Consider the following 9,928-nt stretch of genomic DNA (forward strand, 5'->3'; position numbering starts at 1 on the left):
TCAGCGCTCCTTCACCTTGTTGAGGTATTTGACGTAGATATTGGTGATGGCCAGCACCATGATCAGCACGATGTAGGCTAGTGCGCAGGAGCGCCCGGTCTGCCATTCCTGGAACGCCATCTTGTAGAGCCGGATCGAGATCAGTTCGGCCGTCGGCTGGCTGGTCAGGATGTAGGCTAGATCGAAGGTCTTGAATGCCTCCATGGTGCGGAAGATGACCGCGATCATCAGGATCGGCGCGACCAGCGGCAGCGTGATGCGAAAGAAGGTGTAGAACGGCCCGGCGCGGTCGATCGCCGCCGCCTCGTAGAGATGCTTCGGCACCGCCGAGAGACCGGCCAGCGACAGCAGCATGACGAAGGGCGACCACATCCAGATGTCGGTAAGCGCAACCGCATAGAGCGCCATTTTCGGATCCGATAGCCATTCGAAGGTGCCGAGGCCGAGCGCATAGTTGATGATGCCGAAAGACGGATCGTAGAGCAGTTTCCAGAACAGGCCGACGACCGCCATCGACAGCATCATCGGCAACAGAAGCAGCGTCGTCAGCAAGCCCTTCAGCGGAATGTCGCGGTTGAGCAGCATGGCGACGCCAAAGCCGACCAGCAGCTGGCCGGCGACCGAGATGATGACGTATTTCGCGGTGATGGCGAAATTGGACCAGACATAGGGGTCGTTGAGCAGGTCGCGATAATTCTGCAGCCCGACGAAATTCGCCGGCGCATTGGTCGAGGCGCGGAAATCGGTGAAGGAATAGCCCAGCGAATAGATCAGCGGGAAGATGTTGAAGACGATCAGGAACAGGATCGTCGGAATGATGAAGAGATTGCGGATCGAAATGTCGCTGAGGCCGCGTGCGGCGGCTCGCGAGGACCTGTCCAGCGTGGTGATCATCGTGGTCGCCAAGACCCTGCTCCCGGTTCAAAAAAGAAAACGGAGGAGGCGCAAAGACCCCCTCCGTGAGGCATATTGTTTATTGGCCGCGGCCGTATTTCTTGAACGTCGCGTTCCAGTCGCCTGCGAGCGCGTCCAGCGTCTCCTTGGCGGTGCCTTCACCGCCGATCATGTAGGGATAGACGCGCTGGTTGAGCTGCTGCAGCAGTTCGGCATATTCCGGCACCGCCCAGAAGTCCTTCACCTTGAACATGGTCTCGTAGAAGGCCTTGTTGTACGGCGTGGCGTTCTGGAATTCCTCCGACTTGAGCACTGCGGCACTGCAGGTGTAGCCGCCAAGCGCTGCCCACTTCTTCTGGGTCTCGTCCTTGATGAACCATTCAAGGAACTTCGTCGCCTCTTCCTGCTTCTTGGAGTAGGAAACGATGGAGATGCCCTGACCGCCGAGCGCGGCGAACTGGTCGCCGCCGGGGCCGGCAGGATTGGCGAAGAAGCCGGTGTTCTTGGCGTTCGGGTTCGACGCCTCGTTGATCAGAGAGGGGAAGAACGCGAAGTAGTTCATGCTCATCGCGGCCAGGTTTTCAGTGATCGCCTGGTTGTCTTCGACGAAGAACGACTTGGCCCAGCCCGGAGGCGTGAACTTGTAGAGTTCCTTGTAGGCGTCGAGCGCCGCGATCGCCTTGTCGGAGTTGATGAAACCATCGACCTTGTAGGTCTTATAGTCACCCAGCTCGCCGCCAAAGGAGAACAACGCGTTCTCAAAACCCATCGCCATCGCGTCATAGGAATTGTCGGTGTAGATGGCGATGCCGTATCGCTTCTGATCCGGCCGATGGAAGAATTCGGCGATGTCGCGCAGCGCCTTGAAATCCTTCGGCACGTCGAGATCGTAGCCATACTTGGCCTTGAAGGCTTCCTTTTCCTTGGGGTCTTCGAACCAGTCCTTGCGATAAGACCAGCCGACGGCGTCGCCTTCGAGCGGAATGGCCCAGTACTTGCTGCTGCCGCCCGGATATTCGGCATAGTATTTCACCGTCGCTGGCGCCATCACTTCGCCGACCTTGTGCTTGTTGAAGAAGTCGGTCAGGTCGACATAGTGGCCACCGGTCGAGCCGGCGCCGAGCCATTGCGAGTCGCCGACGACCATATCATAGGCGTCGCCATGGGCGTTGAACTCGGTGAAGGCCTTGGTCTGGAAGTCGGGCCACGGTGTGGTTTCCACCGTGATCTTGACGCCGGTTTCCTTCTCGTACTCGTTGCCGAGTTCCTGCAGGTAATTGGCCGGATCCCATTCCGCCCAGAAGATGGTGAGCGATTTATCCTGCGCGTAAACGGACGTTCCGCAGGCAAGCACTAAGCCGATACCAGCAAGCAGGCTGGTCATTGTCTTGCGCATAATCATTTCCTCCCTTGTGCGCATTCTACCTTGTCATGCGAGCCGGCGGTGAAGCCGGCCCTGGTAGTTCCTCCCGAGATCGCACCTTTCCGGTTCCAAGCCTCCTCGCTTTGCCGGAAAATGGATCGCAGCTCTCACTTTCGATCCGCTTTTTCTGTCCTGATCTGGTATTACCAATTTTGGATAGCCGTCAAGCCCTTTCTTGGACCACAGCCGGAGCTTGTATAACCGGATTCCTCATGTATCTGACTGTTTTCCCTTAATTTTCCTACTCCTTGATATAGGAGAGCCTTGTTTTGGCACCTACATCCTGGTTAATGTCAGTAGTGCTCGCCCAAATCTGGTCGAACCAGATTGGCGCTATTTCGCCGCTGCCGCCGGTCGAACCGCATCAGCTTCCGCCATCGCCGCACGCACCAGGGCGCCCGCCGCCCATTGGGCGACCGACCGCATGCCGCGGCTGTCGAGCCCCCATATGTCCTTCAGCACGATCAGCACTTCGACGCCGAACATCATCGACAGCGCCTGCGCCAGGCGCTTGAATTCGCGCGGCGGCAGCTGCCCCTTGAGCGGCGCAATGGCGTCCTTCAACAGCTCGACGCGATGACCGCGTGTGAACTGCGGTTCGCCCCCCAGCGTGCCCGCCTGGCGCTGCGCCCACTGGTCGAGCGACAGTTTCAGCGCCGCCTTGAAGGTCGCCTCGAAAGCCTCGATGCGCGGCATCGCGGTGTCGAACAGTTCGGCGACGCGGCCTTGTGGATCTTTCGAGGCCGATTGCCAGGTCAGGATCGGCCCGAGCCCCTCGTCGACCACGGCATGCACCAGGGCTGCCTGGCTCGGGAAATAGCGATAGGCGGTGGCGCGCGACACCTCCGCCGCCTCCGCGACTTCGCTGACCGAGGGCGTGACGCCCGCCTGCATCAGCCGTGTCGCCGTCTCCAGCATCAGCCGTTTCGTGCGGGCACGCGGGCCGCGTTCGGACGCCTCGTTGGCGTCGTCGTTCCCAGCGGCTTGTTGACGTGAGACATTCATGTCAATACGATACGCGCGTCTCAAAAAATTGCAATGGCCTTCGCGGCCAGACCCAGCACACCGAAGACGGGGAACGCGATGAAGCGCATCTATGTGGTGGGCACCGCCGACACCAAGGGCGAGGAACTTGCCTTCCTGGCCGATGCGATTGCCGCCACCGGCAGTTCGGTTGCCCGCGTCGACATCGGCACGCGCGGCGCCACCGTGTCGGTCGATATTCCAGCCAGCGACGTCGCGGCACATCATCCGGGCGGAGCCGGCAGTGTGCTCGGTATCGATGATCGCGGCACAGCGGTGGCCGGCATGGGCGCCGCCTTCACCAGCTTCATCCGGTCGCGCGACGACATATCAGGCGTGATCGGTATTGGCGGCGGCGGCGGCACCTCGATCATCACTGCCGGCATGCGCGCGCTGCCGCTGGGCGTCCCGAAGATCATGGTCTCGACGCTCGCATCCGGCGACACCGCACCGTATGTCGACGTCTCCGACATCATCATGATGCCCTCGGTGACCGACATGGCCGGCCTCAACCGGCTGTCGCGTGTCGTGTTGCACAATGCGGCTCAGGCCATCGCGGGGATGGCAGCGAAACCCGCGCCGGCCGCGACCGGCAAGTCGGCACTGGGTCTCACCATGTTCGGCGTCACCACCCCTTGCGTGACGGCGATCGCCGACCAGTTGCGGGCAAACTACGACTGCATGGTCTTCCACGCCACCGGCACCGGCGGCCGCTCGATGGAGAAGCTGGCCGACAGCGGCCTGCTGGCCGGTGTCATCGACATCACCACGACGGAGGTTTGCGACCTGCTGTTCGGCGGCGTGCTGCCGGCAACCGAGGATCGCTTCGGCGCCATCGCGCGCACCAAGCTGCCCTATGTCGGTTCGGTCGGCGCGCTCGACATGGTCAATTTCTGGGCGCCGCCGACCATTCCCCAGAAGTATCGCGGCCGGCTGCTTTACGAGCACAATCCCAACGTCACGCTGATGCGCACTACAGTGGATGAATGCCGCAAGATCGGCGAATGGATCGGCGAGCGGTTGAGCCGCTGCGAGGGTCCCGTACACTTCCTGATCCCGGAAAAGGGCGTCTCGGCGCTCGACATCGAAGGCGGCGCCTTCTTCGACGCTGAGGCCGACGCCGTCCTGTACGATGCCGTCGAGCGCTCCATCAAGCCGAACGCTACGCGCCGCGTCACGCGGCTGCCGCTGCACATCAACGATCCGGAATTTGCCAAGGCTGCAACCGCGGCCTTCCTCGACATCGCCAGACAGTGAGAGCCCAGACATGGCCGCCATACCGCGCAAGGACATACTGAAGAAGTTCAAGGCGATGATCGCCGACGGCGTGCCGATCGTCGGCGGCGGCGCCGGCACTGGCCTGTCGGCCAAAGCCGAGGAAGCCGGCGGCATCGACCTCATCATCATCTACAATTCCGGCCGCTACCGCATGGCCGGACGCGGTTCCGCCGCCGGGCTGCTCGCCTATGGCAACGCCAACGAGATCGTCAAGGAAATGGCCTATGAGGTGCTGCCGGTGGTGAAGAAGACGCCGGTGCTGGCCGGCGTCAACGGCACCGATCCGTTCGTCATCATGCCGCTGCTGCTGGCCGAGCTGAAGACGATGGGCTTTTCCGGCGTGCAGAACTTCCCCACCATAGGCCTCTTCGACGGCAGCATGCGGCAAAGCTTCGAGGAGACGGGCATGGGCTTCGGGCTCGAAGTCGACATGATCGCCGAGGCGCACAAGCTCGACCTTCTGACCACGCCCTACGTCTTCAACCCAGACGAGGCCCGCGCCATGACCAAGGCCGGCGCCGACATCATCGTCGCCCATATGGGCGTGACGACAGGCGGCTCGATCGGCGCGACGTCGGCGAAGTCGCTGGATGACTGCGTGGTCGAGATCGACGCTATCGCCAATGCCGCGCGTTCGGTGCGCAAGGACGTCATCCTGCTTTGCCATGGCGGGCCGATCTCGATGCCGGACGACGCCCGCTACATCCTCGACCGCTGCAAGGGCCTGCATGGCTTCTATGGCGCAAGCTCGATGGAGAGGCTGCCGGCCGAAGCCGCGATCGCCAGGCAGACGGCGGATTTCAAAGCCGTCACGCTGCACGACCGCAAGACAACGCCGAACAAGAAGAAGGGATGAGAGATGACCGACAAGAGCAAGGTGTTCGTGTACCCCAAGGACGTCAGCGCCTTCGGCTTCGATTGGGGCAAGCTTGCGCTGACGGTCGCGCCTGAAGTGAATGGCGCTGAGCGTTTCTCCGGTGGCGTCGTCGACCTGCCCTCAGGCAAAGGTCACACCCGCCACAACCATCCCGGCGCGGAAGAGATCATCTTCGTCATCTCAGGCCATGGCGAGCAGATGGTCGAGGACGAACAGGGCAACCCGGTCGTCGCCAAGGTCGGCCCCGGCTGCACCATCTACGTGCCGGAAAGCCGTTTCCATTCGACGCTGAACACGGGCGACGGACCGATGCAACTCTTCGTCGTCTATTCGCCGGCGGGACCGGAACTGGTGTTGCGGGAGTTGCCGGATTTCAGGCTAATTCCGGCGGGCGCATAGATTTTTCAAATCGTGGAAATCTGCACATAAACGCCTTCGAATAACCGGCTTCAAGGCAAAACATAGGCTTATCCGACAGCCGATTCCCGCTCAGAAAGGGGCATATTCTTGCGCCGGTACTTCGTGATAATTCCGGTAGTGGCCGCGCTATCAACCTGGGTCGGATGGGAGCACTATAAGAGTGCTTTTTACACGAAAGCACTACCCGATAAGATAAAGACATATCGCGTCAACACACAAGGAAGCGATGCGGTAGTCCTTCTCCGGAAGGCTTGTGGCGGAGCAATTTTCGACCTGACCGATGAGACACTTTCCGCAATTGGGCAACAGGGGGTGTCGTTTTTCCAAAATGCCCGTCAGGGTCGGGGCTATCCAGCCACAGATCGGAACGCTTACTACTACAGCTACGCCGAATGGCAGGACACGCCTGTGCCACAGGGCTGGGTCGGTCCGGAGGGCTTTTTCTCACTATCCTTGCAGTGCATGAACAACCCACGCGAAACGGACATAGCCATATCCGAAGCGCTAAAACTGCCTGGCTCATATTTTACGACGAAGCGGTCAGGCGAGCTCGCGGTTATTCCGAGCCTGAAAATGGCAATCCTGGCGTACTATAATTAAGCCGTCCCACCCCTGTTCCATCCCCGCGCGCGATCCCCAAACATCACATACCCGGTATCCGTCACCGCCAGCGTGTCCTCCAGCTTGATGAACCCCCGCGTCGGGTGAAGCATGGTCGTCTCCACCGACAGCACCATGTTCGTCTCCAGCGGTTTGCCCGCATAGGTGCCTTCATAGGTGACGGGGTGGTTGGTCATCAGGAACGGTGCTTCATGGGTGATCAGCCCCATGCCGTGGGCGAAGAAATCGGTGTAGGGAGCGACCTTGGATTTCTTCAGCACGCCCTCAGCATGCGAAATCATGTCGCCGCCGATGGTGCCCGCCTTGACCTTGGAGAAGGCCGCCTGCTGCACCGCCTCGACCTCGGCCAGCAGATCCTCGAGCTCGGCATCGGGTTCGCCCAGAATGCCCATACGGCAGAGGTCGCCAATATAGCCGTGATAATTGCCGCCGGAATCGATCGACAGCACCTCGCCCTTTTTCCACGCCTGCGGTGACGCCGCGCGGTTGTGGCTGGCGCCCAGCGTCAGCAGGCAATATTCGAAATGCGCGCCGCGATTGGTTTCCTCGCGCCGCAGATGCTCGATGATGTCGGCCTTGGTCGTGCCCGTGCGCGCCCATTGGATGGTCGCCAGCATGGAATCGGTGATCAGCTCGGAAGCGATGCGCAGCTTTTCGAGCTCGGCCTCTGTCTTGATGGCGCGCATGCGCTCCAGCATGTCTGTCGCGTCGATCAGCTTGGCGTCCGGCAGCGCCTTGCGGATCAGCGCATAGGCGTCCGATGGCAGGAAGGCCGGCTCGATGCCGATGCGGGCGCCTGCCTTGCCGATCTTGCGCACATGCTCGACCGCAAGATTGGCGGCGTCGAGCGTGCCCCAGCAGGCGGCATGCAGCGTCGGCGTCCAGAACGGATTGTTCTGATGCTCGGCGCCTTCCATGCGGTTGCCGATATAGGCGGCATGGTCCGGCCCGCCCTTTTCATAGACGACGACAGGCAGATAGCGGCTGTGGCCGATCGCATCCATGGCGGCGAAGAAGATGAATTTGTAGCCGCCGAGCAGATATTGCGTGTTGTGCTTGGACGTCGCCAGCAGCACATCGATACCGGCCTCCTCCATCAGCCGGTCGACCCTTGCCTGGTCGAACGGGATATTGCTGACGGCGCTCTTGCCCGGGGCGATGTTCATTGTTCTCTCCCTGATTTCCATGGGACCGCCGGTCGCGCTGCGCCCGATCCCTTGGCTGTCGACCAAATCTGCACCATTTTGCCCACTCTGGTCCAGCCAGAACACAGCAAATAGCACCGCTTGCCGGTCACCAAGTCGTCATTCGATCGGCATCGGCCAAATCTGGTCCTACCAGGATAGCTCGATGGAACCACTGCTTCTAACTGGTCCAGCGGACGAAAATTTCAAAGCCAAGCAAGGATGCGCCAATTCCGTCTCTGGCGAAACCCTTGGCAAGGGCCATAATCGCCGCAAGGTGCTGGCATAGCCTGCCAGCGCCCAAGGGGATTGGCGCGCCCGGCAGGGTCGCGGAGAGGACGGAGGTTGATCATGTCAGATTTCACCATTTCCAGGCGCACGCTGCTTTCGGGCTCAGCCCTGTTGCTGGCCTCAACCGCCATGCCGACATTGGGCTGGGCGCAGACGCCGAAAAAGGGCGGCCGCCTCGTGCTTGCCGCCGATTCCGAACCGCGCAACCTCAATCCGGCGATTGTCGCCTCCAACGGCGTCTTCTTCATCTCCAGCAAGATCGTCGAAACGCTGGCCGAAGCCTCGTTCGACGGCAAGGACGGCCTGCAGCCGCGCCTGGCGCTCTCCTGGGAAGGCGCCGCCGACGGGCTGTCCGTGACCTTCAAACTGCGCGAGGGCGTCAAATGGCATGACGGCAAGCCGTTCACTTCGGCCGACGTCGCTTTCTCGGCGCTGCAGATCTGGAAGCCGCTGCAAAATCTCGGCCGCACCGTGTTCAAGGATCTGGCCAGCGTCGACACCCCGGACGACTTCACCGCCGTGTTCAAATTCGCCAAGCCGACGCCGTTCCAGCTGATCCGCAATGCCTTGCCGGCACTGTCGAGCGTCGTGCCGAAGCACATCTACGAGGTCGGCAAGATCGAGGACAACCCGGCCAACAATGCACCCATCGGCACCGGCCCGTTCAAGTTCGGCGAGTACAAGGCCGGCCAGTATTACAAGCTCACGAAAAACGCCGACTACTGGGGCAAGGACGAGCCCTATCTCGACGAGATCATCTATCAGGTGCTGCCCGACCGCACCTCAGCAGCGGCAGCGCTCGAGGCCGAAGAGATCCAGCTTGCCGCCTTCTCCGCCGTGCCGCTGGCCGACCTTGACCGCATCTCCAAGGTGCCGGGCCTGAAGGTGATCTCCAAGGGCTATGAGGGGCTGACCTATCAGCTGGTCGTCGAGATCAACCATCGCCGCAAGGAACTGGCGGACGTGAAGGTGCGCCAGGCGATCGCGCATGCCATCGACAAGGACTTCGTCGTCAAGACGGTGTTCCTCGGCTATGCCGCTACCGCCACCGGCCCGGTGCCGAAGAACGACCCGCAATTCTACACCGCCGACGTGCCGACCTATCCATTCGACGTCGCCAAGGCCAACGCACTGCTCGACGAGGCCGGCTACGCCAAGGCCGATGATGGCAAGCGCTTTGCGCTCAGGCTTTTACCGGCGCCCTATTTCAACGAGACAAAACAGTTCGGCGACTATCTGCGCCAGGCGCTGGCGGCGATCGGCATCGACGCCGAGATCGTCAACAACGATGCGCCCGCCCACATCAAGGCCGTCTACACCGATCACGCCTTCGACCTCGCCGTCGGTCCGCCGGTGTTCCGCGGCGACCCGGCGATCTCGACCACCATCCTGGTGCAGAGCGGCATTCCCGATGGCGTGCCGTTCTCCAACCAGGGCGGCTACAAGAACGAAGCGCTTGACGCGCTGATCGCCAAGGCATCGGAGACGCTCGACACCGCAGCGCGCACCGATTTGTACAAGGAATTCCAGAAACAGGTCGCAGCCGACCTGCCGCTGATCAACGTCGCCGAATGGAGCTTCATCAGCGTCGCGCGCGATACGGTGGGCAACATCGCCAACAATCCGCGCTGGGCGGTTTCGAACTGGGCGGACACGTATTTGGCGGGCTGATCCTATACTTGCGGATTGCCTGTCGGGGTGCTCAGTTTCGAGAATGAGAGTTCCTTCGCGCCCTCACTCCGTCCTGCCGGATCGCGCCGACCTCCACCCTCCCCCTTGTGGGGAGGGTCGCCGAGCGGGTGCCGCAAAGCGGCAGCCGGTCGGCGGGGTGGGGGTAGCGCCCTACGAGAACMCCCACCCCGCTCCGCTTCGCGGATCGACCCTCCCCACAAGGGGGAGGGTAAGGCAGCCATGACC

Annotated in this window: 9 protein-coding genes; 5 read left to right on the plus strand and 4 right to left on the minus strand. The window is 61.6% G+C overall.

Going from position 1 to position 9,928, the window contains the following annotated elements; translation table 11 throughout:
• The 3 genes from AC1DYJ_RS16555 to AC1DYJ_RS16565 all read right to left on the minus strand — a co-directional run bounded on the left by AC1DYJ_RS16555 (position 1) and on the right by AC1DYJ_RS16565 (position 3,322).
• A complete protein-coding gene (locus AC1DYJ_RS16555) occupies positions 1 to 906 on the minus strand; it encodes a carbohydrate ABC transporter permease (RefSeq protein WP_477287513.1) in 906 nt (301 codons plus the stop codon).
• A gap of 67 nt (positions 907 to 973) precedes the next feature.
• The gene (locus AC1DYJ_RS16560; protein WP_477287511.1) at positions 974 to 2,290 is read right to left on the minus strand and encodes an ABC transporter substrate-binding protein; all 1,317 of its coding nucleotides are present in this window, start codon (positions 2,288 to 2,290) and stop codon (positions 974 to 976) included.
• Positions 2,291 to 2,650: 360 nt separating this feature from the next.
• On the minus strand, positions 2,651 to 3,322 hold the full coding sequence (locus tag AC1DYJ_RS16565) for a TetR/AcrR family transcriptional regulator (RefSeq protein ID WP_477287509.1): 672 nt from the start codon (positions 3,320 to 3,322) through the stop codon (positions 2,651 to 2,653).
• Positions 3,323 to 3,400: 78 nt separating this feature from the next.
• Between AC1DYJ_RS16565 and AC1DYJ_RS16570 the strand changes: the two genes are divergently transcribed.
• The 3 genes from AC1DYJ_RS16570 to AC1DYJ_RS16580 are packed head-to-tail and all read left to right on the plus strand — an operon-like array spanning position 3,401 to position 5,894.
• Positions 3,401 to 4,597: a Tm-1-like ATP-binding domain-containing protein gene (locus AC1DYJ_RS16570; RefSeq protein WP_477287507.1), complete on the plus strand. Its 1,197-nt coding sequence runs from the start codon at positions 3,401 to 3,403 to the stop codon at positions 4,595 to 4,597.
• Positions 4,598 to 4,607: 10 nt separating this feature from the next.
• Complete coding sequence (locus tag AC1DYJ_RS16575) at positions 4,608 to 5,474, plus strand: phosphoenolpyruvate hydrolase family protein (RefSeq protein ID WP_477287506.1); 867 nt, start codon at positions 4,608 to 4,610, stop codon at positions 5,472 to 5,474.
• Positions 5,475 to 5,477: 3 nt separating this feature from the next.
• Positions 5,478 to 5,894, plus strand: a complete 417-nt coding sequence (locus AC1DYJ_RS16580) for a cupin domain-containing protein (RefSeq protein WP_477287505.1) — start codon at positions 5,478 to 5,480, stop codon at positions 5,892 to 5,894.
• A gap of 617 nt (positions 5,895 to 6,511) precedes the next feature.
• On the opposite strand, the gene AC1DYJ_RS16585 is transcribed toward AC1DYJ_RS16580, so the two are convergent.
• Positions 6,512 to 7,702, minus strand: a complete 1,191-nt coding sequence (locus tag AC1DYJ_RS16585) for a M24 family metallopeptidase (protein WP_477287503.1) — start codon at positions 7,700 to 7,702, stop codon at positions 6,512 to 6,514.
• 184 nt (positions 7,703 to 7,886) lie between these two features.
• Here AC1DYJ_RS16585 and AC1DYJ_RS16590 point away from each other — a divergent pair, with 184 nt between their 5' ends.
• Complete coding sequence (locus AC1DYJ_RS16590) at positions 7,887 to 8,009, plus strand: hypothetical protein (protein WP_477287501.1); 123 nt, start codon at positions 7,887 to 7,889, stop codon at positions 8,007 to 8,009.
• A gap of 62 nt (positions 8,010 to 8,071) precedes the next feature.
• The gene (locus AC1DYJ_RS16595) at positions 8,072 to 9,682 is read left to right on the plus strand and encodes an ABC transporter substrate-binding protein (RefSeq protein WP_477287499.1); all 1,611 of its coding nucleotides are present in this window, start codon (positions 8,072 to 8,074) and stop codon (positions 9,680 to 9,682) included.
• The last annotated feature ends 246 nt before the right edge of the window (positions 9,683 to 9,928 follow it).

The sequence above is a fragment of the Mesorhizobium sp. P2_B11 genome (assembly GCF_056404855.1).